Source organism: Pseudomonas sp. WS 5010 (assembly GCF_012985565.1).
GTDB lineage: Bacteria > Pseudomonadota > Gammaproteobacteria > Pseudomonadales > Pseudomonadaceae > Aquipseudomonas.
This window is the reverse complement of sequence record NZ_JAAQWQ010000005.1, coordinates 424,732-446,944: the sequence shown is the minus strand read 5'-3', so window position 1 is coordinate 446,944 and position 22,213 is coordinate 424,732. Positions and strand designations below refer to the sequence as shown.

18 protein-coding genes and 4 tRNA genes are annotated in these 22,213 nt (G+C 62.0%); 11 read left to right on the top strand and 11 right to left on the bottom strand.

What is annotated here, in order from left to right:
* The first annotated feature begins 2 nt into the window (after nucleotides 1–2).
* The 4 genes from kdpC (at nucleotide 3) to HBO11_RS18960 (ending at nucleotide 6,340) form a co-directional block, all read left to right on the top strand.
* On the top strand, nucleotides 3–656 hold the full coding sequence (kdpC, locus tag HBO11_RS18975) for a K(+)-transporting ATPase subunit C (RefSeq protein WP_169957211.1): 654 nt from the start codon (nucleotides 3–5) through the stop codon (nucleotides 654–656).
* Nucleotides 657–668: 12 nt separating this feature from the next.
* Entirely contained in the window at nucleotides 669–2,738 is a 2,070-nt protein-coding gene (gene kdpB / locus HBO11_RS18970) for a potassium-transporting ATPase subunit KdpB (RefSeq protein ID WP_169957213.1), read from the top strand.
* 261 nt (nucleotides 2,739–2,999) lie between these two features.
* Nucleotides 3,000–5,651, top strand: a complete 2,652-nt coding sequence (locus HBO11_RS18965; protein WP_169957392.1) for a sensor histidine kinase KdpD — start codon at nucleotides 3,000–3,002, stop codon at nucleotides 5,649–5,651.
* A complete protein-coding gene (locus HBO11_RS18960) occupies nucleotides 5,648–6,340 on the top strand; it encodes a response regulator (RefSeq protein ID WP_169957394.1) in 693 nt (230 codons plus the stop codon). The genes HBO11_RS18965 and HBO11_RS18960 overlap by 4 nt, the downstream gene beginning before the upstream one ends.
* Before the next feature lie 87 nt (nucleotides 6,341–6,427).
* On the opposite strand, the gene HBO11_RS18955 is transcribed toward HBO11_RS18960, so the two are convergent.
* Nucleotides 6,428–6,504, bottom strand: a tRNA-Asp gene (locus HBO11_RS18955).
* A gap of 18 nt (nucleotides 6,505–6,522) precedes the next feature.
* A tRNA-Val gene (locus HBO11_RS18950) sits at nucleotides 6,523–6,598 on the bottom strand.
* 200 nt (nucleotides 6,599–6,798) lie between these two features.
* Between HBO11_RS18950 and HBO11_RS18945 the strand changes: the two genes are divergently transcribed.
* The 3 genes from HBO11_RS18945 to HBO11_RS18935 all read left to right on the top strand — a co-directional run bounded on the left by HBO11_RS18945 (nucleotide 6,799) and on the right by HBO11_RS18935 (nucleotide 10,825).
* On the top strand, nucleotides 6,799–7,317 hold the full coding sequence (locus tag HBO11_RS18945) for a sigma-70 family RNA polymerase sigma factor (protein WP_170042669.1): 519 nt from the start codon (nucleotides 6,799–6,801) through the stop codon (nucleotides 7,315–7,317).
* Nucleotides 7,318–7,324: 7 nt separating this feature from the next.
* The gene (locus tag HBO11_RS18940) at nucleotides 7,325–8,308 is read left to right on the top strand and encodes a FecR family protein (protein WP_169956843.1); all 984 of its coding nucleotides are present in this window, start codon (nucleotides 7,325–7,327) and stop codon (nucleotides 8,306–8,308) included.
* A 78-nt stretch (nucleotides 8,309–8,386) separates the two neighbouring features.
* The gene (locus tag HBO11_RS18935; RefSeq protein WP_169956842.1) at nucleotides 8,387–10,825 is read left to right on the top strand and encodes a TonB-dependent siderophore receptor; all 2,439 of its coding nucleotides are present in this window, start codon (nucleotides 8,387–8,389) and stop codon (nucleotides 10,823–10,825) included.
* A 150-nt stretch (nucleotides 10,826–10,975) separates the two neighbouring features.
* On the opposite strand, the gene HBO11_RS18930 is transcribed toward HBO11_RS18935, so the two are convergent.
* Together HBO11_RS18930 and HBO11_RS18925 are read right to left on the bottom strand one after the other, a co-directional pair.
* A tRNA-Asp gene (locus HBO11_RS18930) sits at nucleotides 10,976–11,052 on the bottom strand.
* Between the two features lie 19 nt (nucleotides 11,053–11,071).
* A tRNA-Val gene (locus tag HBO11_RS18925) sits at nucleotides 11,072–11,147 on the bottom strand.
* Between the two features lie 159 nt (nucleotides 11,148–11,306).
* Here HBO11_RS18925 and rdgC point away from each other — a divergent pair.
* The 3 genes from rdgC (at nucleotide 11,307) to sugE (ending at nucleotide 13,755) form a co-directional block, all read left to right on the top strand.
* Nucleotides 11,307–12,227, top strand: coding sequence for a recombination-associated protein RdgC (rdgC, locus tag HBO11_RS18920; protein WP_169956841.1), 921 nt, complete (start codon nucleotides 11,307–11,309; stop codon nucleotides 12,225–12,227).
* A gap of 151 nt (nucleotides 12,228–12,378) precedes the next feature.
* Nucleotides 12,379–13,335 (top strand): bile acid:sodium symporter family protein, encoded by a 957-nt coding sequence (locus HBO11_RS18915; protein WP_169956840.1) that lies wholly within the window; start codon nucleotides 12,379–12,381, stop codon nucleotides 13,333–13,335.
* 105 nt (nucleotides 13,336–13,440) lie between these two features.
* Nucleotides 13,441–13,755: a quaternary ammonium compound efflux SMR transporter SugE gene (gene sugE, locus HBO11_RS18910; protein ID WP_057438900.1), complete on the top strand. Its 315-nt coding sequence runs from the start codon at nucleotides 13,441–13,443 to the stop codon at nucleotides 13,753–13,755.
* A 72-nt stretch (nucleotides 13,756–13,827) separates the two neighbouring features.
* Here the strand turns inward: sugE and HBO11_RS18905 are convergent, their stop codons facing one another.
* The 3 genes from HBO11_RS18905 to HBO11_RS18895 form a co-directional block, all read right to left on the bottom strand.
* Entirely contained in the window at nucleotides 13,828–15,702 is a 1,875-nt protein-coding gene (locus HBO11_RS18905) for an MFS transporter (protein ID WP_169956839.1), read from the bottom strand.
* A gap of 67 nt (nucleotides 15,703–15,769) precedes the next feature.
* Complete coding sequence (locus HBO11_RS18900; protein WP_169956838.1) at nucleotides 15,770–16,924, bottom strand: TDT family transporter; 1,155 nt, start codon at nucleotides 16,922–16,924, stop codon at nucleotides 15,770–15,772.
* Nucleotides 16,925–17,016: 92 nt separating this feature from the next.
* Nucleotides 17,017–18,201, bottom strand: a complete 1,185-nt coding sequence (locus tag HBO11_RS18895; protein ID WP_169956837.1) for an MFS transporter — start codon at nucleotides 18,199–18,201, stop codon at nucleotides 17,017–17,019.
* A gap of 90 nt (nucleotides 18,202–18,291) precedes the next feature.
* Here HBO11_RS18895 and HBO11_RS18890 point away from each other — a divergent pair, with 90 nt between their 5' ends.
* Nucleotides 18,292–18,837 (top strand): TetR/AcrR family transcriptional regulator, encoded by a 546-nt coding sequence (locus HBO11_RS18890; protein WP_169956836.1) that lies wholly within the window; start codon nucleotides 18,292–18,294, stop codon nucleotides 18,835–18,837.
* Nucleotides 18,838–18,984: 147 nt separating this feature from the next.
* On the opposite strand, the gene HBO11_RS18885 is transcribed toward HBO11_RS18890, so the two are convergent.
* The 4 genes from HBO11_RS18885 to HBO11_RS18870 all read right to left on the bottom strand — a co-directional run bounded on the left by HBO11_RS18885 (nucleotide 18,985) and on the right by HBO11_RS18870 (nucleotide 22,148).
* The gene (locus HBO11_RS18885; protein ID WP_169956835.1) at nucleotides 18,985–19,764 is read right to left on the bottom strand and encodes an ABC transporter permease; all 780 of its coding nucleotides are present in this window, start codon (nucleotides 19,762–19,764) and stop codon (nucleotides 18,985–18,987) included.
* Nucleotides 19,761–20,693: an ABC transporter ATP-binding protein gene (locus tag HBO11_RS18880; protein WP_169956834.1), complete on the bottom strand. Its 933-nt coding sequence runs from the start codon at nucleotides 20,691–20,693 to the stop codon at nucleotides 19,761–19,763. Before HBO11_RS18880 ends, HBO11_RS18885 begins: the two co-directional genes overlap by 4 nt.
* 134 nt (nucleotides 20,694–20,827) lie before the next feature.
* The gene (locus HBO11_RS18875; RefSeq protein ID WP_169956833.1) at nucleotides 20,828–21,445 is read right to left on the bottom strand and encodes a glutathione S-transferase; all 618 of its coding nucleotides are present in this window, start codon (nucleotides 21,443–21,445) and stop codon (nucleotides 20,828–20,830) included.
* Between the two features lie 43 nt (nucleotides 21,446–21,488).
* Nucleotides 21,489–22,148 carry a transglutaminase family protein gene (locus HBO11_RS18870; protein WP_169956832.1) on the bottom strand — a complete coding sequence of 220 codons (660 nt, stop codon included), beginning with the start codon at nucleotides 22,146–22,148 and terminating at the stop codon, nucleotides 21,489–21,491.
* Nucleotides 22,149–22,213 lie beyond the last annotated feature (65 nt).

Genomic DNA, 22,213 nt, shown 5'->3' with positions numbered 1-22,213 from the left:
AGATGACAACCCAATCGATATTCAAGGGGCTGTTGCGCCCGGTGCTGGTTTCGGCGGTGTTTTTCATGCTGTTGACGGGGCTCGCCTACCCGGCGTTCACCACCGTGGCCGCACAGCTGATGTTCCCGTTCCAGGCCCGCGGCTCGCTGATTGAACGCGATGGCCTGGTCATGGGCTCGACCCTGATCGGCCAGCACTTCACCCGGGCGCAATACTTCCATGGCCGCCCGAGCATGACCCTGGGCGCCGACCCGCAAGACCCAGGCAAAAGCGTCTCGCAGCCGTATAACGCCGGTTCCAGCGGCGCCAGCAACCTGGGCCCAACCAGCCAGAAACTGGTGGACCAGGTGGCCGCCCGCGTGCAGGCCTATCGCCTGGCCAACGGCCTGGCCGCCGACGCCCAGGTGCCGGTGGACGCGGTCACCGCTTCCGCCTCGGGCCTCGACCCGCATATATCGGTGGCCAATGCGCGCCTGCAACTGCCACGGGTCGCGCGCCTGCGGCAGATCCCCGAAGCCGAACTGCTGCAACTGGTCAGCCAGCACACCAGCGCACGCACCCTCGGCCTGCTCGGCGAGCCACGGGTCAATGTGCTGCAACTCAACCTTGCGCTGGATGCCCGCCAGCCATCGCCGCCTATTGCGACCAGTGAGTAAGAGATTGCCCTCATGAAAAATGCTCGTTTACCTCTGTTTGATCGCGCCATCGTGCTCACCGCGTGTGGGGATGCGCTGAAGAAACTGCTCCCCCAGGCGCAATGGAAAAACCCGGTGATGTTCGTGGTCTACCTGGGCAGCATCCTCACCACCCTGCTGTGGTTCCAGTCCCTGGGCGGCCAGGGTGAAGCGCCCAGCGGTTTTATCCTCAGCATCACCTTGTGGCTGTGGTTCACCGTACTGTTCGCCAACTTCGCCGAAGCCCTGGCCGAGGGCCGCAGCCGCGCCCAGGCCGCCAGCCTGCGCGGGATGAAACGCCAGACATTGGCCAAGTTGCTGCAACAGCCCAAGCACGGCGCCGCGTGGCTGCCGACCGAAGCGTCGCTGCTGCGCAAGGACCAGGTGGTGCTGATCGAAGCCGGCGACCTGGTGCCGCTCGATGGCATCGTGATCGAGGGCGTGGCGTCGGTGGATGAAAGCGCGATCACCGGCGAATCGGCGCCGGTAATTCGCGAGTCCGGTGGCGATTTTTCCTCGGTCACCGGCGGCACGCGCGTGCTGTCGGACTGGTTGGTGGTGCGCATCAGCGTCAACCCCGGCGAGTCGTTCCTGGACCGCATGATCTCGATGGTCGAATCGGCCAAGCGCCAGAAAACCCCGAACGAAGTGGCCCTGACCATCCTGCTGGTGGGCCTGACGCTGTTGTTCCTGCTGGTGATCGCCACGCTGAGCCCTTACTCGATCTTCGCCGTGGCCATGAGCGGCAGCGGCAGCGTGGTCAGTGCCACGGTACTGGTGGCGTTGCTGGTGTGCCTGATCCCCACCACCATCGGCGGCCTGCTCTCGGCCATCGGCGTGGCGGGCATGAGCCGGATGATGTCAGCCAATGTCATCGCCACCTCCGGGCGGGCGGTCGAGGCGGCGGGTGACGTCGACGTATTGCTGCTGGACAAGACCGGCACCATCACCCTGGGCAATCGCCAGGCCAGCAGCTTTTTGCCGGCGCCGGGCATCCAGGAAGCGGACTTGGCGGATGCCGCGCAATTGGCCTCCCTGGCCGACGAAACTCCGGAAGGCCGCAGTATCGTGGTGCTGGCCAAGCAGAAGTTCGACATCCGCGCGCGGGACATCAACCAACTGGGCGCCAGCTTTGTGCACTTCACCGCGCAAACCCGCATGAGCGGCGTAGACCTGCCCGCAGGCCGGGCGATTCGCAAGGGCGCAGCCGACGCGATCCGCAGCCATATCGAAGCCTTGGGCGGCAGTTTTCCGTCAGCCTTGCAGGCCAGGGTCGATGAAGTCTCGCGGCGCGGCAGCACCCCGCTGGTGGTCAGCGACGGCGCCACGGCGCTAGGTGTGGTGGAGCTCAAGGACGTGGTCAAGAGCGGCATCAAGGAGCGCTTTGCCGAACTGCGGCGCATGGGCATCAAGACCGTGATGATCACCGGCGACAACCGCCTGACCGCCGCCGCCATTGCGGTGGAGGCCGGGGTGGATGACTTCCTCGCCGAAGCCCGCCCGGAAGACAAGCTGCAATTGATCCGCGACTACCAGGCCAAGGGCAAGCTGGTGGCCATGACCGGCGACGGCACCAACGACGCGCCGGCGCTGGCCCAGGCCGACGTGGCGGTGGCGATGAACAGCGGCACCCAGGCAGCCAAGGAGGCCGGCAACATGGTCGACCTCGACAGCAACCCGACCAAGCTGATCGAAGTGGTCGAGGTGGGCAAACAGATGCTGATGACCCGCGGCGCCCTCACCACCTTCAGCGTGGCGAATGACGTGGCGAAGTACTTTGCAATCATCCCGGCGGCGTTTGTCGCGACCTATCCCCAGCTCGGCGCGTTGAACGTGATGCAACTGAGCAGCCCCAACTCGGCGATTCTCAGCGCGGTGATTTTTAACGCGCTGATCATCGTCGCGCTGATTCCCCTGGCCCTGCGCGGCGTGACTTACCGCGCAATCGGTGCGGCGGCGCTGCTCAACCGCAACCTGCTGGTCTATGGCCTGGGCGGGGTGTTGGTGCCGTTTGCCGGGATCAAGCTGATCGACATGCTCTTGACCGCAGTGGGCTTGGTGTAACGACTAACCCCCATGTGGGAGCGGGCTTGCCCTAATGCCAATCAGTTAAGCGAACGCAATGCTCAAAGCAGTGAAGATCAAATGTGGGAGCGGGCTTGTCGGATCGCCGCATCGCCGCGAAGACGTCGGCCCAGCAGACATTGATGTTGACTGACCCACTGCTTTCGCGAGCAAGCCCGCTCCCACAGGGGATCTGCGCTTAACTGACTGCCATTAAGGCAAGCCCGCTCCCACACTTGAACCGCATTGACCAGGAATGACATGCCCGCCTTAAACAACGCACGCCCCGACCCCGACGCCCTGCTCGCTCGGGTCCAACAAGAAGAACAGGCCGCCTTGCGCGGCAAATTGCGTATCTACTTTGGCTCCAACGCCGGGGTCGGCAAGACCTGCGCGATGCTCGAAGCGGCGCGCCGCGAAACTGGCCGTGGCCGTGACGTACTGGCCGGCGTGGTGGAAACCCACGGCCGCCAGGACACCGCCGAGCTGCTCCACGGCCTCGAACAACTGCCCCGTGCCCAGCACCTGCACCGTGAATTCGCCCTCAGCGAATTTGACCTCGACGCCGCCCTCTTGCGCCACCCTGGCGTGTTACTGGTGGACGAACTGGCCCACAGCAACGTGCCCGGCTCACGCCACCCCAAACGCTGGCAAGACGTGGAAGAACTGCTCAGCGCCGGCATCGACGTGTGGACCACCCTCAACGTGCAGCACCTGGAAAGCCTGAATGACCTGGTCAGCGGGATCATCGGCATACGTGTGCGTGAAACGGTGCCCGACCATGTGTTCGATAACGCCCACGAAGTGGTGGTGATCGACCTGCCGCCCGACGATCTGCTGCAACGCCTCAAGGACGGCAAGGTGTACCTGGGCCCGGCGGCGGCGCGCGCGTCTGAGCATTTTTTCCGCAAGGGCAACCTGTTGGCGCTGCGCGAGCTGGCCCTACGGCGCACGGCCGACCGGGTCGACACGCAGATGCGCGTGTACCGCCGCGAACAGTCGATCAAGACCCTGTGGCCGGCCCGCGAACGGCTGTTGGTCGGCATAGCCGGGGACGCCGGCGATGAGCGCCTGGTGCGTGAAGCGGCGCGCCTGGCGCAAAAACTGGAGGCCGACTGGATTGTCGTGCACGTGGCCTCGGCCCAGGGGCGCGGCGCCAGGCGCTACTCGAGCGCGATGAAAACCCTGGCCCTGGCCGAAGAGTTCGGCGCGGACACTGCCACGCTGCCGGGCATGGACGTCGCCGAAGCGCTGGTGGCCTGTGCCCGTGAGCACAACGCCAATCGCCTGGTACTCGGCCATCATCCGCGCCGCCGGTGGCAGTTCTGGCATCAGTCGGTCAGCGATCGGATCAGCCGCCACCACCCGCAAATCGACCAGATCGTGATGGCCCACGGCCTGCTGCCGGGCACGCCTGCCGTGCCCGAAAAAACAGCAACATTGCCCGGTACGCGATTGGCCTATCTCTGGGCCAGCCTGGCCTGTTTCGCCGCCAGCGCCGTGGCCGCACTGCTGTTGCAAGTGTTCGACCTGGCCAACGTGGTCATGCTGTTTTTGCTCACGGTGGTGCTGGTAGCGCTGCGCTTTGGACGCGGCCCCGGCGTGTGGGCAGCGATGCTCGCGGTGCTGTGTTTTGACTTCTTTTTCGTCCAGCCACGCTACTCATTCACGGTCAACGACACCCAGTACTTCTTCACCTTTGCCTTGATGCTCGGCATCGCCCTGATCACCGGCCAACTCACCGCGCGCCTGCGCCACGAAGCACGCACCGCCGCCGCACGGGAACGCCGCGCGACCTCCCTGGCGCGCCTGGCCCGCGACCTGTCGGCGGCGCTGACGGTGGAGCAAATCAGTGAAGTCGCGCTGCGCACCTTCAGTGGCGTCTTCGAAGCACGGGTCGGCCTGGCCCTGCCCGACGCCGCCGATGGCGTCCACAGCGTGAGCGCCGCTGGGCTGCCGATCGACGACAGCATCGCGCAATGGGCATACGACCACGGCCACCCCGCTGGCCACGGCACCGACACCTTGTCGGCGGCCAAGGGCTGTTACTGGCCACTCAAGGCGCCGATGCGCGTGCGCGGCGTGCTGGTGCTGGAACTGGCCCAACGCGATCGCTTGAACGACCCGCAAGAACGCCGCCTGCTGGAAGCCTGCATGAGCCAACTGGCGATTGCCCTGGAGCGCGTGCATTTCGTTGAAGTGGCACAAAGCACCCTGGTGCAGATGGAAGGCGAGAAAATGCGCAACACCCTGCTCGCGGCAATCTCCCATGACCTGCGCACGCCGCTGACCACCCTGATCGGCGCCGCCGAGACCGCCCTGCCCCACGCCCCGCCGGGGCCACTGAACGAGCTGCTGCATGGCATCCACGAACAGGCCATATCCATGCAGCGCCTGATCGAAAACCTGTTGGACATGGCGCGCCTGCAAGAGCGCGGTGTGCGCCTGAACCGCCAATGGCACTCCCTGGAAGAAATCGTCGGCAGCGCCCTGCGCCAATTGCGCGAACCACTGGCGCACCACCGCGTACACACCACGCTCGACGCACAGTTGCCGCTGGTGGAAGTCGATGGGCTGCTGATCGAGCGGGTGCTGGTCAACCTGCTGGACAACGCCGCCAAGTACACCCCGCCGGGTACCACCATCAGCGTGGCCGCCAGCCAGGCCGGCGAGCAGATTGTGCTTGAGGTCAGCGACACCGGCCCCGGTCGCGCACCGGCCAATCTGTTCGAGCCCTTCACGCGCGGCCAGCAGGAATCGTCGGTGGCCGGCATCGGCCTGGGCCTGGCGCTGGTCAAGCGCATCGTCGAGGCCCACGGCGGGCGCATCCAGGCCAACCCCGGCCGCACGGGCGGCATGCATTTCACCATCACGCTACCCGCAGGCACCCCGCCTGCCATGGAACCCTTATGAGCACTGCACGCATCCTGATTGTTGAAGACGAGGCCAATATCCGCCGCTTTGTGCGCATTGCCCTGCAAGACGAAGGCTTTCAGGTGTTCGAGGCCGACAGCGTCAAACGTGGGCTGATTCATGCTGCCAGCCGTCAGCCGGACCTGGTGATTGTCGACCTTGGCTTGCCGGACAGCGATGGCAAGCAACTGATCAGCGAACTGCGCGGCTGGCTGGCGGTGCCGATCCTGGTGCTGTCGGCGCGTGACCGTGAAGAAGAAAAAGTTGCCGCCCTGGACGCGGGCGCCGATGACTACCTGACCAAGCCGTTTGGCGTGCCCGAGTTGCTCGCGCGTATCCGCGCCCAACTGCGCCGGCACGGGCACACCGGCACGGTGGTGGCCACCAGCAAGGTGGCGTTTGGCGAGATTGCAGTGGACCTGGCGACCCACCAAGTGTGGCGCTCAGGCCAACCGGTGCACTTGACGCCCATCGAGTACCGCCTGCTCTGCGCCATGGTTCGCGGCCAGAACCGCGTACTGACGCACCGGCAACTGCTGCTGGAAGTGTGGGGCCTGGATTACGTCGACCGCGCTCACTATCTGCGGGTGCATATGGCGCATCTGCGGCAAAAGCTGGAGGTGGATCCGGCGCAGCCGCAGTACTTCATTACCGAACTGCAGGTGGGCTACCGGTTGGTGGGGTTGTAGAACCGCAAATCCCGGGCACAAAAAAGCCCGCTCAATGAGCGGGCTTTGCGGGGTGACCTGGCGTTCAGCATTCCAGGTAACCGAATATGGCGCAGCGGACGGGACTCGAACCCGCGACCCCCGGCGTGACAGGCCGGTATTCTAACCGACTGAACTACCGCTGCGCGTAGCATTGGACGTAATGGTGGGTGATGACGGGATCGAACCGCCGACCCTCTGCTTGTAAGGCAGATGCTCTCCCAGCTGAGCTAATCACCCTTTACGTTCGGTGCGGGGCGCATCATATACGAAAAATCCGCAATGTGTTGATTTAAATGCAATTTATTTGAAATATCTTTTCGCCGGCAGCCAACAGCCCGCAAACCTGCGCTTTTAGCGGGTAAACGCGAGTCTATTGCGTTTACCCTGCCCCGGGGCCACAATTAGAAACCATTCTCAATAACACCTGAGCCACGCCTATGTCTGTGGGTGAACCGCCATTCCAACGGGAAATAACCCAGCTCTACAGCGAGCATCATGGCTGGCTGCTCACCTGGCTGCGGCGCAAGCTGGGCTGCCGGCAGAATGCCGCCGACCTGGCACAGGACACGTTCGCACGTATCCTCAATACCCGTGAATCGGTGGCGACGATCCGCGAACCCCGGGCCTACTTGAGCACTACCGCGCGGCGGCTGATTATCGACCAGGCCCGGCGCAAACAGATTGAGCAGGCCTATCTGCAAGAGTTGGCCCTGACGGTGGACGCGCTCGAAGGTTTCCAGTCACCGGAGCAGATCCACACCACCCTGGAAGCCCTGGAACAGATCGCGTTTATCCTTGAAGGCATGCATGAGTATTCGCGCCAGGCGTTTGTGCTGTATTACCTCGAAGAACTGACTCAGCAGCAGATCGCCCGGCAACTCAAGCTCTCGGAACGCACCGTGCGCAAATACCTGATCCTGGCCCTGGTGCATTGCGGCCACAGTATGGACACCTGAGCCACCCATGCCCGACGCCCGCCAACAGATCGAAGAACAAGCCGCCGAGTGGATGCTGCGCCTGCATGAAGGTGAGCTGAGCGAAGCGCAGCGCCTGGCGTTCGAGTGCTGGAAGCAACAAGGCCCGCACTACGCCGCCGCTGCCGCACGCATGGAGGCGGTGATTTCGCGGATGCAGGCCCTGCGCGGGAAAAAGGCACCGGCACGGGCGGCGCTGAATGCGGCGTTCGCCACCCAGCAATCGCGCCGCAGCAAACGCACCGTGCGCACCCTGTTGCTGCTGTGCAGCCTGGCAGTGCCTGCGGCGGCGCTGTTGGTCAGCCCGTATCCGCAGCGCTGGATGGCCGATGTGCGCAACGGCCCCGGCCAGTGGCAGACCCTGCGCCTGGCGGACGGCTCGGCACTGAGCCTCAATGGCATCAGCGCGGCCAACCTGCATTTCGACGCCACGCAGCGGCGCATCGAACTGCTGCAAGGCGAGATCCTGGTGGAGGTGGCCCACGATCAGGCGCGGCCGTTTATCGTGCAGACCGCCCAAGGCAGCATGCGCGCACTGGGCACGCGGTTTGTGGTCAAGCGCGAAGGCGACAGCACCGTGCTGAGCATGCTTGAATCCCGCGTGGCCGCCCACAGCGCCGATGCCCGGCAGACCCTGGAAGTCGCCGCCGGCTCCCAGGCCCTGATCAATGCCGACAGCGTACGCCTGACCGGCAGCATCGACCCGTCCAGCATCAACGAAGCCTGGCGCCGCCATCAACTGGTGGTGGAAAACCGGCCATTGCCCGAGGTGCTGGATGAAATCTCCCGGCATCGGTCCGGCCGCCTGCAGTTTGATCGCGCCGCCCTGCAAAGCCTGCGCGTGTCGGCCGTGATCCCCCTGGATGACAGCGACCACGCCCTGCAACTGCTGGCGCAAACCCTGCCGATAACCGTGCAAACCTATACCCCCTGGCTGGTCGTGGTGAACCCGGCCAACACCGCCAATAAATAATTATTCGCATTTGCTTCCGGTTTTTGTGCAGTTGCCCGTCAAGCAAGGTAATTCGACACCTAAAGGATTGCCTTCACCATGCACACCCCTTCCTACCCGCGTGGGCGCTTTGGCCTGCTGAGAAGTGCACCGTTTTCCCTGGCCGTGCTCGCCGCCACCGTTGGCGCCCTGCACATCAACCTGGCCCAGGCGGATACGGCCAGCACCGCCGCCCAGACGTACAACATTCCTGCCGGGCCCCTGGGCAGCTCGCTCAACCGCTTTGCCCAGCAGGCCGGCGTGGCGATTGTGTTCCAGTCCCGCGAGCTGCAAGGCCTCGATGGCCCGGGCCTGCAAGGCAACTACGGGATCCAGGACGGTTTCGACCGGCTGCTGCAGGGCAGCGGCTACGTCGCGGTAAAGGGCGACCAGGTGTATGCGCTGCAACCCGCGCCGACTGCCAGCAACGGCAGCATGGAACTGGGCCCGACCCAGGTCACCGGCAACCAGTTGGGTAACGTCACCGAAGACAGCGGGTCCTACACCCCCGGCAGCATCGCCACCGCCACGCGCCTGGTGCTGACGCCCAAGGAAACCCCGCAGTCCGTCAGCGTCGTTACGCGCCAGCACATGGACGACTTCGGCCTGAACAACGTCGACGATGTGATGCGCCATACCCCGGGCATCACCGTGTCGGCCTTCGACAGCGAGCGCAGCAACTACTACGCCCGTGGTTTTTCGATCAATAACTTCCAGTACGACGGCATTCCTTCGACGGCGCGCAACGTTGCCTATTCGGCGGGCAATACCCTGAGCGACATGGCGATCTACGACCGCGTCGAAGTGCTCAAGGGCGCCACCGGCCTGCTCACCGGCGCTGGTTCCCTGGGCGCGACGATCAACCTGGTGCGCAAGAAGCCCACCGCCGATTTCAAGGGGCATGCCACCCTCGGCGCCGGTTCCTGGGACAACTACCGCAGCGAACTGGACGTCAGCGGCCCGCTGACCGAGAGCGGTAATGTGCGTGGCCGGGCGGTCGCGGCCTACCAGGACAAGCAATCGTTCATGGATCACTACTCGCGCAAGAGCCCGACGTACTACGGCATCATGGAATTCGACCTGTCGCCGGACACCCTGCTGACCGTCGGCGGCGATTACCAGGATACGTTGCCCAAGGGCTCTTCCTGGTCAGGCAGCTTCCCGCTGATCAACTCCAAGGGCGAGCGCAACAAGGTCAAGCGCTCGTTCAACAACGCCGCCGACTGGAGCAGTTGGGAGCAATACACCCGCACCGTGTTCGCCATGCTCGAGCATGACCTGGGCAACGGCTGGGTGACCAAGTTGCAACTGGACCACAAGATCAACGGTTACCACGCGCTGATGGGTTCGATCCAGGGCGACCAGCCGCAGCCGGACGGCACCGCACAACTCACCTCAGGCAAATACACCGGAGAAACGGTCAGCGATTCCGCCGACCTGTACGTGAGTGGCCCGTTCAGCCTGGGCGGGCGCGAGCATGAACTGGTGCTGGGCGGTTCCATCAGCGCGTCCGAATGGAAAGGCAAAGGCTATTGGAACCTCAGCCCAAACATCGTCGACTTCAATAACTGGCACGGCCACGCCGCTATTCCGGACTGGGGCAATGCCCAATCCCTGACCGACGACACCGTGCGCCAGACTGGCGCCTATGTGACCACTCGTCTGAACCTGGCCGATGACCTCAAGCTGTTGCTGGGTGGGCGAGTGGTCAACTACCAGGTCACCGGCTATAACCCCAACTATCGCGAGTCCGGGCGATTCGTGCCGTATGTCGGCGCTGTGTATGACTTGAACGACACCTACTCGGTGTACGCCAGCTACACCGATATCTTCATGCCCCAGGAAAACTACAACCGCGACCGGGATAACAAGCTGCTTGAGCCGGATGAAGGCCAGAACTGGGAATTGGGCGTGAAAGCCGACTTCCTCGATGGCCGGGTGAACGCCAGCGCGGCGTACTTTGAAATCCATGAGTCCAATCGCGCGCTGTCGGATGACGCCTACAACAATCAGACGCCGATCCCATCCAACTATGCCTATAAGAGCAGCAAGGCGGTGACCAAGGGCTACGAAGTGGAGATGTCCGGCGAGATCGCCCCCGGCTGGCAGCTCCAGGCCGGCTACACCCACAAGATCGTGCGCGATGACAAGGACGTGAAGATCTCCACGTTCGAGCCTGAAGACCAGGTCAAGCTGTACACCACCTACAAGCTCAAGGGCGACCTCGACAAGTTGACCGTCGGCGGCGGCGTGCGCTGGCAGAGCGTGGGTTGGCAGGATATCTACAACACCCCGCATAACGGGTATGAGGAGTTTTCCCAGCAAGCCTACTGGCTGGTGGACCTGATGACCCGTTACCAGGTCACCAAAAATCTGTCGGCGACACTGAACGTCAACAACATCTTCGACAAGTCCTACTACACCAACATCGGCTTCTATAACTCGGCAGCCTACGGTGAACCACGTAACTTCATGGTCACTACGCGCTGGGATTTCTAAGCGCCCCATAAAAAACGCCCCCGGTCATCGGAAATGATCGGGGGCGTTTTTATGAGCGGGGATTTTCGCAAACCCCAGACAGCAAAAAGCCCGCTCGATGAGCGGGCTTTCTGTGGTGACCTGGCGTTCAGTGTTCCAGGTTACCGAATATGGCGCAGCGGACGGGACTCGAACCCGCGACCCCCGGCGTGACAGGCCGGTATTCTAACCGACTGAACTACCGCTGCGCGTAACACATGAAGCGAATGGTGGGTGATGACGGGATCGAACCGCCGACCCTCTGCTTGTAAGGCAGATGCTCTCCCAGCTGAGCTAATCACCCTTCGTTTCGGTGTGGCGCGCATTCTACGGAGCGACCATAAGTCTGGCAAGCACTTTCTTAAATCTTTTTTTTCAGCCCTTCCAATGGCTTAGGCAGGGTTGGCCTCAGGCCTTATCAAGAGAATAATGCCCCACTTTGTATAAAGGAGAGACTCACCCCATGTGGTTCAAGAACCTGCTTATCTATCGCCTGACCCAAGATCTGCCTGTTGATGCCGAGGCGTTGGAAGCTGCAATGGCCACCAAACCGGCGCGCCCTTGTGCAAGCCAGGAGTTGACCACTTACGGTTTCGTCGCGCCTTTTGGTAAAGGTGAAGACGCGCCCCTGGTGCACGTCAGCGGTGACTTCCTGCTGATCGCTGCGCGCAAGGAAGAACGTATCCTGCCCGGCAGCGTGGTGCGTGACGCGGTCAAGGAAAAGGTCGAAGAGATCGAAGCCGAGCAAATGCGCAAGGTCTATAAAAAGGAACGGGACCAGATCAAGGATGAAATCATCCAGGCCTTCCTGCCCCGCGCCTTTATCCGTCGTTCGTCGACCTTTGCTGCCATCGCACCGAAACAGGGCCTGATCCTGGTCAACTCGGCCAGCCCCAAGCGTGCCGAAGACCTGCTGTCGACCCTGCGTGAAGTGATCGGCACCCTGCCAGTACGCCCGCTGACCGTAAAAACCGCGCCAACCGCAATCATGACCGACTGGGTCACCACCCAGAAGCCGGCCGCTGACTTCTTCGTGCTCGACGAATGCGAACTGCGCGACACCCACGAAGACGGCGGCATCGTGCGCTGCAAGCGCCAGGACCTGACCGGTGAAGAAATCCAGCTGCACCTGACCACCGGCAAGGTCGTGACCCAACTGTCCCTGGCCTGGCAGGACAAACTGTCGTTCATGCTCGACGACAAAATGACCGTCAAGCGCCTGAAGTTCGAGGACCTGCTGCAAGACCAGGCCGAACAGGATGGCGGCGACGAGGCCCTGGGCCAACTGGATGCAAGCTTTACCCTGATGATGCTGACCTTCGGCGACTTCCTGCCGGCACTGGTGGAAGCATTGGGCGGCGAAGAGACCCCGCAAGGCATCTAAAACAGGCACGTTCAATGTAGGAGCTGGCTTGCCTGCGATGGCGGTGTATCAGTTACAGAGTCAATGACTGACATACCGCTATCGCTGGCAAGCCAGCTCCTACGGTTGATCGGGTTGCCAGTTCCAGCACTCTAATAATAAGGACATCACCATGCGCGCACTCGCCGCCTTGAGCCGCTTCGTCGGCAATACCTTCGCCTACTGGGTGCTGATTTTTGCCGTAGTCGCGTTCCTGCAGCCCAGCTGGTTTATCGGCCTGAAAAGCGCCATCGTGCCGCTGCTGGGCCTGGTGATGTTCGGCATGGGCCTGACCCTCAAACTTGAAGATTTCGCCGAGGTCGCACGCCATCCGTGGCGCGTGGCCCTGGGTGTGGTCGCGCACTTTGTGATCATGCCCGGGGTGGCCTGGTTGCTGTGCCAGGCCTTCCAACTGCCACCGGAGATCGCCGTCGGCGTGATCCTGGTCGGCTGCTGCCCAAGCGGTACCTCGTCCAACGTCATGACTTGGCTGGCCCGGGGTGACCTGGCGCTGTCGGTGGCCATCGCCGCCGTCACCACCCTCCTCGCCCCGCTGCTCACCCCGGCGCTGATCTGGCTGCTGGCTTCGGCGTGGCTACCGGTGTCGTTCATGGAGCTGTTCTGGTCGATCCTGCAAGTGGTACTGCTGCCCATCGTGCTTGGGGTATTGGCACAACGCCTGCTGGGTGATCGGGTGCGGCATGCCGTTGATGTGCTGCCACTGGTGTCGGTGGTCAGCATCGTGATTATCGTCGCGGCCGTGGTCGCAGCGAGCCAGGCGAAGATTGCCGAATCGGGTCTGCTGATCATGGCGGTGGTGATGCTGCACAACAGCTTCGGCTACTTGCTCGGTTACTTCACCGGCCGCGTGTTCAAGTTGCCACTGGCCCAGCGCAAGTCGTTGGCGCTGGAAGTGGGCATGCAGAACTCGGGGCTGGGCGCCGCACTGGCCAGTGCGCATTTTTCGCCACTGGCAGCGGTGCCCAGTGCGCTGTTCAGCGTCTGGCACAATATTTCGGGGGCGCTGTTGTCGACGTATTTCCGCCGGATGAGCGAGAAGAAAGATCGCAAGGCCCTTGCCGAAACTTGATCGGGTGCTGGCTTTTCGGCACTCTACCCATCTTCGCGGGGACGACCCCGCGACTCGTTCGAGCATTAATCCGGGGACGACCCCACTTCTAAAAGGAAGGTCAATATGTCCTGGGTCATTCTGTTTTTCGCCGGGTTGTTTGAAGTTGGCTGGGCCGTCGGCCTGAAATACACCGACGGCTTCAGCAAGCCAATGCCCACCGCCCTGACGATTGCCGCCATGGCCGTCAGCCTCGGCCTGCTGGGGCTGGCGATGAAGGAACTGCCGCTGGGCACCGCCTATGCGATCTGGACCGGGGTCGGTGCAGTGGGCACGGTGATTGCCGGGATTATCCTGTTTGGGGAGTCCATGGCGCTGTTTCGCTTGGCCAGTGTGGCGCTGATTATTGCCGGGTTGATCGGGCTCAAGATTAGCGCCTGATGCTTTTGCCGGCGATGAGGCCCTTGAATCCCGTGATGGATTTTCGGGCCTCATCGCCGGCGAGCCGGGCTCCTACCGGGTGGTGCCACGCAGTGCCAGCACTTGTTCCTGCAAAGCCTGTGGCGTCGCCTGCTCCACTGCCAACGGCGGCCCCGCCACCAACGTCACCCGCGACCAGATCCGGTGAAAGATCCCCTTGTTCGGATCGCGGCTGAAAAAGCTCCCCCACAACCCCTGCAACGCCATGGGAATCACCGGTACCGGCGTTTCCTCGAGAATCCGCGTCACGCCACTCTTGAATTCGTTGATCTCACCGTCGCCGGTCAACTTGCCTTCCGGGAAGATGCACACCAGCTCGCCGTCCTTCAGGTATTGGCTGATGCGCTGGAAGGCCTTTTCGTAGATCTCCAGGTCTTCATGGCGCCCGGCAATCGGAATGGTGCCGGCCGTGCGGAAGATAAAGTTGAGCACCGGCAGGCGGTAGATCTTGTAATACATCACAAAGCGAATCGGCCGACGCACCGCGCCGCCAATCAGCAGTGCATCGACAAACGACACATGGTTGCACACCAGCAACGCCGCGCCTTCGTCCGGGATGTGTTGCAGGTCGCGATGCTGCACGCGGTACATGGAGTGGCCGAGCAGCCAGATCATGAAGCGCATGGTGAACTCGGGAACAATCCTGAAGATGTAGGTGTTGACCGCGATATTAAGCAGCGACACCACCAGGAACAGCTCGGGGATCGACAGCTTGGCCACGCTCAGCAGCAGGATGGTGACAATCGCCGATACCACCATGAACAGCGCATTGAGAATATTGTTGGCAGCGATCACCCGCGCCCGCTCGTTTTCAGCGGTACGCGACTGGATCAAGGCATACAGCGGCACGATATAGAAACCGCCAAACACCCCCAGTCCAAGGATATCGATCAACACCCACCAGGCCTGGCCGTAACCCAACACCGCCAGCCAATCGTTGGCCTGGACGTTCTGCGGGAAGCCGCCAGAATGCCACCACAGCAACAGGCCAAACACCGTCAGGCCGAATGACCCGAAGGGCACCAGGCCGATTTCCACCTTACGCCCGGAGAGTTTTTCGCAGAGCATCGAGCCCAACGCGATACCGACCGAGAACACCGTGAGGATCAGGGTCACCACGGTTTCATCGCCATACAGCCACTCTTTGGCGTAGGCCGGGATTTGCGTGAGGTAGATCGCCCCGACAAACCAGAACCACGAGTTGCCGACAATCGAGCGCGACACCGCGGGTGTCTGCCCCAGGCCCAGGCGCAAGGTGGCCCAGGATTGGCTGAAGATATTCCAGTCCAGGCGCATCTGGGGGCTGGACGCCGCGGCGCGCGGGATCGCCCGGCTGGCCAGGTAGCCCAGCACGGCAATCGCGACAATCGCCGTGGACACCACCGGCGCGTAGTGCGCAGAGGACATCATCACCCCAGCGCCGATAGTCCCGGCGAGGATTGCCAGGAACGTGCCCATTTCCACCAGGCCGTTGCCGCCCACCAACTCCTCTTCATGCAGCGCTTGCGGCATGATCGAGTACTTCACCGGGCCAAACAGCGCCGAGTGGGTGCCCATGGCAAACAGCGCCAGCAACATCAGCTCCAGGTGGTTGGTCATAAAGCCCACGGCGCCGATGGCCATGATCACGATCTCGCCGATCTTGATCGCGCGGATCAGCGCATCCTTGTTGAATTTCTCGCCAAACTGCCCGGCCAGGGCCGAAAACAGGAAGAACGGCAGGATAAACAACAAGGCGCAGAGGTTGACCCAGATCGAGCGATCGCCCTCGATGGCCAGCTTGTAGAGAATGGCGAGGATCAACGACTGCTTGAAGATATTGTCGTTGAACGCCCCCAGGGACTGGGTGATGAAGAACGGCAGAAAGCGCCGTTTGCGCAGCAAGGTAAATTGCGAGGGGTGACTCATCGTCCGTGTTCCTGCGTGGCCTGAAGGCTTTATTGATTTTTCAGGCCACGACTTTACCTAATCCCGCTTACTTATTCCCCACCCCTGCAATACACGGTGAAACAAAAAGCTCACCTTTATAGGCGCCCTGCACCGTGCGCTTGCTGACCACCAGCCACATCAGGGCCAGGGCGGCGACCAGCACGCTGCCGGTCACGCTGAAAAATGCCAGGTGCAAGGTACTGCCCAGTTTCAAGGTGGTCAGGGCATACACCCCCAGCGGGAAGGTAAAGCCCCACCAGCCGAGGTTGAATGGAATACCTGCGCGCAGGTAACGCAGGGTGATCAGCACCGCAATCAACATCCACCACAGGCCCAGGCCCCACAGGGTGATGCCGGCGACCAGCCCCAGGCCGGCGGCAATCTCGCCGATGCCGGCAAAGCCATTGGCAGCGAAGATCGCCGGCGCGTCCTGGCCAAGCAGCAACATACCCAGGGCGCCGGTGCCGATCGGGCCAAGGGCCAGCCAGCTCGACGCGGCCATGTTGGCGTGGGGCAATTTGTGCAGGGCCATGCGCAGCATCAGGATTGTCAGAATGCTGAACGCAACCGGTAGGGAAAATGCCCAGAGTACGTAGCTGGTCACCAGCATCACCAGTTGCGAATGAGCGTCGGCCAGGTGCGGCGCCAACAGGCCACCACTGGCAGCGGCGACTTCGGCCGCCACCACCGGCAGCAGCCAGACGGCTGTCATCTGGTCGATGCTATGTTCCTGGCGGGTAAACATCATGAACGGAATCAACACCCCGCACGCCAGGGCCATGGCCACGTCCAGCCACCACAGGGCCTCAGCCAGTTGCACCACGCCCTCGCCCCAGCGCGGCAGGCCAAACAGCAGCAGGCCGTTGATGATGGTCGCCAGGCCCATGGGAATGGTGCCGAAGAACATCGAGACCGTGGAGTGTCCGAAAATTCGTCGCGCCTCGTGAAAAAACATCACCCAGCGCGCGGCGTATAGGCCGCTGAACAATACAAACAGAAAGATCGTCAGCAACCACAACCCTTCGGCGATGGCATAGACACCCGGCAGTTGCACCGGCACTTGCGCCAGGGCCAACGCCAGCACGCCGGTGCCCATGGTGGCGGCGAACCAGTTGGGGGTGAACTGGCGAATCACTTCCCTGGGAGCGGCGAGATGGCTGAACGGTTTATAGCTGGGGGTGATGCTATTGGGGCACGTCATGGCTTATTCCTCTTCCTCGTATGAGGTTGAGCCCATGATAGAAGCGCAACGAATATCTATATAACGGGTAATATCTCTAACTGTTATCTGTTTTACCTATATACAGCCTTGGCGGATGCTTGCTTCATCAAGCCAATCAAGGCCCCGAGCGCCAGGACGATCAGCACCGCACCGTAGCCGTCGGTGGTTGCGATCAGGCCAAAGCTGCGGGTCAGGTTGCCCGCCAGCAGGGACGGCAGGCAAAACGCCAGGTAACTGAGGACGTAGAACGCCGACATCAACCCGGCCCGCTCATGGGGCAAGGCCAAGGGCACCACACTGCGCACCGCGCCAAGGAACCCCGCGCCAAATCCGCTGCCCGCCACCAGTGTGGCGAGGAAAAACAGTGGCAGGCTGGCGCTGTGAACCGCACCGAGGATCAACGCGACGCCCACGGCCAACAGGCCTGCCCCCAGGCGCAGCACCTTGTCCGCCGGGCGATTGCGCAGGCTGAAAATCATCACCGCGCCGCTCAAGGTCAACACCGCGACCAGGCCGCCACCGATCAGGTTGGAAGTCGATCCGGTTGCCGCCCGCACCAGCGACGGCGCCAGCGACAAGTAGAAACCGCTCATGGCCCACACGGCAATATCCACCGGCAGCGACAGCCACAAGGCCCGGCGCGCCTGGGGCGGCACATGCAGGGTCGGCCATAGCGAGGCCAGCGCGCCCGGCATGCGGCTGACGCTTTCGGGCAGCCGCCACACATACAGGCTCTGCAACAGCAGCAGCGCGAACAAGGCCCAATAGATCAACTGGGTCGGCAGCGGCGCGAACTCCACCAGCAAACTGCTGCCCATGGCGCCGCAGGCCATGCCCAGCAACGGCGCGACACTGTTGACCAACGGGCCCTGCTGACGGTCGGTGTCGAGCAACGCAGCGCCAAGCACAGCGGTGGCCATGCCTGTGGCAAACCCCTGCAAGGTTCGGGCGGCGATCAGCCAGGCGACACTGTCGGCGTAGATAAACAGCAGCATCGCCAGCATATTCAGCACCAGCGCGGCAAAGATCACCGGCTTGCGCCCCAGGTAATCCGACAGTGAACCGACGGTCAACAACGCGGCCAGCAGGCTCAAGGCATAGACACCGAAGATCAGGGTTAGGGTGCCTGCGGAAAAGTGCAGGCCCTCCTGGTAAAGGTGATACAACGGCGTCGGCGCGCTGGAGGCGGCAAGAAACGTCAGCAAGGTGATCGCCAGGAACACCAGGCTGGAACGATGAGAAGTGACGCTGGACATGGGCACGCTCCGCTAAAGCTAATATTTTGCTTTTGTGCAGTGTGCTACTGGGTCGCGCTTAAAGCAAATTCTTTGTGTTAAGGTTTTGGCATGGCGATAAAAGAAGGCCTCCGCCCGGGGGGCCGTAGTGCCCGGGTACAAGAATCGGTTCATTCGGCGGTGCGCCAGCTACTACAGGAGCAAGAGCGCGCCAGCGTGACGGTGCCGCAGATCGCCGCACGCGCGGGAGTCACACCGTCGACCATCTACCGGCGCTGGGGCGACCTCGCCGCCCTGCTCGCCGACGTCGCCCTGGCCCGCATGCGTCCCGACAGTGAACCGGCCGACACCGGCAGCCTGCGCGGCGACCTGCAAGCCTGGGCCGAACAATACCTGGATGAGATGAGCTCGGAACCGGGGCGCAACATGATGCGCGACGTACAGTGCAGCCAGACGCCGGGGTACTGCGTGACGATTCTGGGTGGGCAACTGCAGGTAATCCTGGATCGTTACCAAGGTAGCGGCCAGGCATTGCCCAGCGTAGATCGGTTGATCAATCTGCTGGCGGCGCCGACGGTGTTTCGAATTTTGTTTGGCGCTGCGCCGATGCGGGTTGAGGAGCTGCATGAGCTGATCGAGATTGCGCTGCACACCTGACCAAACTGTGTGTGTGTGGGCTTGTGTGGGAGCGGGCTTGCCCGCGATAGCGGCGGGTCAGTTAAAGAGGTATTGACTGACACTCTGCTATCGCGGGCAAGCCCGCTCCCACACAAGCCCACACATCTTTAGACCTTTAGACCTGGCTCAGGTACGCATCCCACGCCCACTCACCAGCAACCGCGCGCACCCGATATACAACACCACCGTCGCCGCGATCATGAACGTAATCGCCACGCTGATCTTGATATCCGACACCCCAAGAATCCCGTAGCGGAACGCGTTGACCATATGCAGCACCGGGTTGGCCATCGACACGGTCTGCCAGAACGGCGGCAGCAAGGTAATCGAATAAAACACCCCGCCCAGGTAAGTCAGCGGCGTCAGCACAAAGGTCGGGATGATCGAGATGTCATCGAAGTTGCGCGCGAACACTGCGTTGATAAAGCCCAGCAGCGAGAAGATCGTCGCCGTCAGCACCACCACCAGGATGGTCACCCCCAGGTGATGCACCTGCAGGTCGGTAAAGAACATCGACAGCACCGTCACGATCGCCCCGACCATCAAGCCGCGCAGTACGCCGCCCAGGGTGTAGCCGATCAGGATGGTGTGCGGCGACACCGGCGACACCATCAGTTCCTCAATGGACCGCTGGAACTTGCTGCCAAAGAAGCTCGACACCACGTTGCCATAGGAGTTGGTGATCACCGACATCATGATCAACCCCGGCACGATGTATTCCATGTAGGTGAAGCCGCCCATATCGCCAATCTGCCGGCCGATCAGGTTCCCGAAGATCACGAAGTACAGGACCATGGTGATCGCTGGTGGCAGCAGGGTTTGCGGCCAGATGCGCATGAAGCGCTTCACTTCGCGGTAGACGATGGTGTTGAGCGCTACCAGGTTGGGTTGGAACTCGGAACTCATACCGCCACCTTCGCCAGATTTTTCTCCACCAGGGACACGAACAGCTCCTCAAGGCGATTGGTTTTGTTACGCAGGCTCAACACTTCAATGTTCTGCAATGCCAACTGGCTGAACAGCGCGGTGATGCCCACGGCTTTATCGACCTGGACTTCCAGCGTATGGCTGTCTACCAGGCGGGTTGGGTAGCCGATCAGTTGCGGAGGCACCGACAGGTTGTTCTTCAGGTCGAGCAGGAACGTCTCCACATGCAACTGGCCCAGCAGGTTGCGCATGCTGGTGTTCTCGACAATGGTGCCGTGGTCAATGATGCCGATGTTGCGGCACAACTGTTCAGCCTCTTCCAGGTAGTGGGTGGTGAGGATGATGGTGATGCCTTTCTGGTTCAGTTCGGTGAGGAAGGTCCACATCGAGCGCCGCAATTCGATGTCCACCCCTGCCGTCGGTTCGTCGAGGATCAGCAGGCGTGGCTCGTGCACCAAGGCACGGGCGATCATCAGGCGCCGCTTCATGCCGCCGGACAGCGAGCGTGATGGCACGTCGCGCTTGTCCCACAACCCCAGCTGGGTCAGGTATTGCTCGGCGCGCTCCTTGGCGATCTTCGGCGGGATGCCGTAGTAACCGGCCTGGGTCACCACGATATCGAAGGTCTTTTCAAACTGGTTGAAGTTGAACTCCTGGGGCACCACGCCAATGCTGCGCTTGAGCGCGGCCGGGGATTTATCCAGGTCATGGCCAAAGATATTCACCGTGCCACTGGTCTTGTTGACCAGGGTCGACAGAATGCCGATGGTGGTGGATTTGCCGGCACCGTTGGGGCCGAGCAACGCGAAAAAATCACCTTCGGCGACATCCAGATCGATACCACTCAGGGCCTGGAAACCGTTGCCGTAGGTTTTGGTTAGCTGCCGGATGGACAGAGCGGAACTCATATCGGATTACGCACCAAGGAAGGGAATAGAAAGAATAGATAAGGGCGCGCCCTACGTAATACAACTGCGGCGCACGGCGAGCATGGTGCTTGCCCGCGCCGCACAAGTACAGTCACCTGTATTAATAGTCAGTATTAAGTCAACGCGGTCATCACCGCTTTTTGATAGGCCGCACGTTGCTGCAAGCGCTGGTACCACGCCTCCAGGTGGGGCATTGCCGGGCGCTCGATAGGCATCTCGAACCAGGCATAGATAAAGCTGCCCAGGGGAATATCGCCCATGCCGATCTCGGTGCCGGACAGGTAGGGCTGGCCGGCCAGGGCCTGGTCCACGGTTTTCAACACCTCGATACAGGCATTGCGCCCGGCATGGATGCTGTCCCAGTTCTGCCGCTCGGCCGGCGTGCGCAGGATGCCCCAGAACACCGTCTTGAACGGTTCGGCAAAGGTCGAGGTGGTCCAGTCCATCCACTTCTCGGCATTAGCCCGCGCTTGCAGGTCCTTGGGGTACCAGCTCGAGGCCTGCTTGGCGCAGAGGTAGCGCACGATGGTGTTGGATTCCCATAACACGAACTCGCCGTCCTCGATCATCGGCACCCGGCCATTGGGGTTCAACGCCCGGTACTGCGGCGTATCGACCACACCAAAGGCCCCGCCCGCATCAATTGCCTCATAGTCCAGGCCGAGTTCCTCGGCGCACCACAGTGCCTTCCTGACATTTGACGAATTTTTACGACCCCAGATCCTCAGCATGACCGCCTCCCAGTGGATGAATGCCGGAGCAGCATACGCCGGTTCAGCCGCGACTCAAATCGCTCTGCATATCACCCAACAACTGCGGCGACTGCTCGCCAAACAGGTGCGGGTAACATTTCTTTATGTGGGCAAAGAAGAATGCCTCGGGCACCTCGGCAAACTGTCCATGGTCCACCACGTACTCCATGGAGCGCTGGCCCTGGCGGTTGAACGGGTGAAACACACTGTCGTTGATTCCGTCGAAATCCAGGGGCGGCACATCGAACAACTCGCACAATTGCTGGTTGAACGCCGGTGTGGCCTTGACCCATCGCCCATCCAGGTACAGCTCCGTGTAGCCATGCATGGCGAACACATCACTCTTGAGCAACTCGATCAGGCGCGGCGTCGATAAATGATTGCGCACATCCGCCAGGCCAATACGCGACGGTATGCCGCAATGCCGGGCGCAAGCCGCCAGCAGGGTGGCCTTGGGCACGCAATAGCTCTGGCCCGCTGCCAGGGCGTAGCTGCCACGCAGGGTTTGCGGATCGCGACTGAAGGTGTAAGGGTTGTAGCGCACCGCTTCACGCACGGCGTAATAGAGACTGACTGCCTGGTCACGGGGATCGAGGCTCGAACCTCGATGTTTTTCGGCGAACTCCACCACCGCAGGGTGGTCACTATCGATGAAGCGGCTGGGACTCAAGTACGCATTCATGGGGATTGTCTCCGAGGCGAGCCTGGAGTCTAACCACAGGCCCGACCGAGGGATAACGACGATTC

What these genes read in the sequence shown, in the direction of transcription:
- kdpB (WP_169957213.1), top strand. Translation starts at nt 669, where the DNA reads ATGAAAAATGCTCGTTTACCTCTGTTTGATCGCGCCATCGTGCTCACC.
- HBO11_RS18965 (WP_169957392.1), top strand. Translation starts at nt 3,000, where the DNA reads ATGCCCGCCTTAAACAACGCACGCCCCGACCCCGACGCCCTGCTCGCT.
- HBO11_RS18905 (WP_169956839.1), bottom strand. Translation starts at nt 15,702, where the DNA reads ATGAGTCACCCCTCGCAATTTACCTTGCTGCGCAAACGGCGCTTTCTG.
- HBO11_RS18945 (WP_170042669.1), top strand. Translation starts at nt 6,799, where the DNA reads ATGTCTGTGGGTGAACCGCCATTCCAACGGGAAATAACCCAGCTCTAC.
- HBO11_RS18900 (WP_169956838.1), bottom strand. Translation starts at nt 16,924, where the DNA reads ATGACGTGCCCCAATAGCATCACCCCCAGCTATAAACCGTTCAGCCAT.
- HBO11_RS18870 (WP_169956832.1), bottom strand. Translation starts at nt 22,148, where the DNA reads ATGAATGCGTACTTGAGTCCCAGCCGCTTCATCGATAGTGACCACCCT.
- HBO11_RS18885 (WP_169956835.1), bottom strand. Translation starts at nt 19,764, where the DNA reads ATGAGTTCCGAGTTCCAACCCAACCTGGTAGCGCTCAACACCATCGTC.
- sugE (WP_057438900.1), top strand. Translation starts at nt 13,441, where the DNA reads ATGTCCTGGGTCATTCTGTTTTTCGCCGGGTTGTTTGAAGTTGGCTGG.
- kdpC (WP_169957211.1), top strand. Translation starts at nt 3, where the DNA reads ATGACAACCCAATCGATATTCAAGGGGCTGTTGCGCCCGGTGCTGGTT.
- HBO11_RS18915 (WP_169956840.1), top strand. Translation starts at nt 12,379, where the DNA reads ATGCGCGCACTCGCCGCCTTGAGCCGCTTCGTCGGCAATACCTTCGCC.
- HBO11_RS18940 (WP_169956843.1), top strand. Translation starts at nt 7,325, where the DNA reads ATGCCCGACGCCCGCCAACAGATCGAAGAACAAGCCGCCGAGTGGATG.
- rdgC (WP_169956841.1), top strand. Translation starts at nt 11,307, where the DNA reads ATGTGGTTCAAGAACCTGCTTATCTATCGCCTGACCCAAGATCTGCCT.
- HBO11_RS18875 (WP_169956833.1), bottom strand. Translation starts at nt 21,445, where the DNA reads ATGCTGAGGATCTGGGGTCGTAAAAATTCGTCAAATGTCAGGAAGGCA.
- HBO11_RS18960 (WP_169957394.1), top strand. Translation starts at nt 5,648, where the DNA reads ATGAGCACTGCACGCATCCTGATTGTTGAAGACGAGGCCAATATCCGC.
- HBO11_RS18935 (WP_169956842.1), top strand. Translation starts at nt 8,387, where the DNA reads ATGCACACCCCTTCCTACCCGCGTGGGCGCTTTGGCCTGCTGAGAAGT.
- HBO11_RS18895 (WP_169956837.1), bottom strand. Translation starts at nt 18,201, where the DNA reads ATGTCCAGCGTCACTTCTCATCGTTCCAGCCTGGTGTTCCTGGCGATC.
- HBO11_RS18890 (WP_169956836.1), top strand. Translation starts at nt 18,292, where the DNA reads ATGGCGATAAAAGAAGGCCTCCGCCCGGGGGGCCGTAGTGCCCGGGTA.
- HBO11_RS18880 (WP_169956834.1), bottom strand. Translation starts at nt 20,693, where the DNA reads ATGAGTTCCGCTCTGTCCATCCGGCAGCTAACCAAAACCTACGGCAAC.